1 protein-coding gene is annotated in these 292 nt (G+C 75.7%); it reads left to right on the top strand.

Annotated elements, in window-relative coordinates:
* Nucleotides 1–244: alpha/beta hydrolase family protein (locus ACZYRU_RS26960; RefSeq protein WP_488960184.1), on the top strand; the 244-nt coding region annotated here is incomplete at its 5' end.
* Nucleotides 245–292 lie beyond the last annotated feature (48 nt).

Below are 292 nucleotides of genomic sequence, written 5' to 3'. Positions count from 1 at the left end.
CTACCGGGTCACCTCCAGCGCCGCGCCCACCCTGTTCCTTCACGGCGCCCTCGACCGGGTCACCCCGCTCGCCCTGGCCGAGCAGCTCTTCGGCGAGCTGGCTCGGGCGGGAGTGGGGACCGAGCTGGTCGTCAACCCGCGCGAGGGCCACGAGCTGATCGAGCCCGCGCACCGTCGCGACGCCGCGGCCCGGGTCGCGAGGTGGTTGCGCGACCCCGGCGTGCTCGAAGGCACGGAGGACTGACATGGCCACCGCGTGGGCCCGGTTCCTGCACGGCCGGCTGGCCGGCAC

It is taken from the genome of Nocardioides sp. F233 (assembly GCF_057813895.1).
Note: the sequence above shows the minus strand (reverse complement) of the source record. Positions and strands in the feature narration are given on the sequence as shown.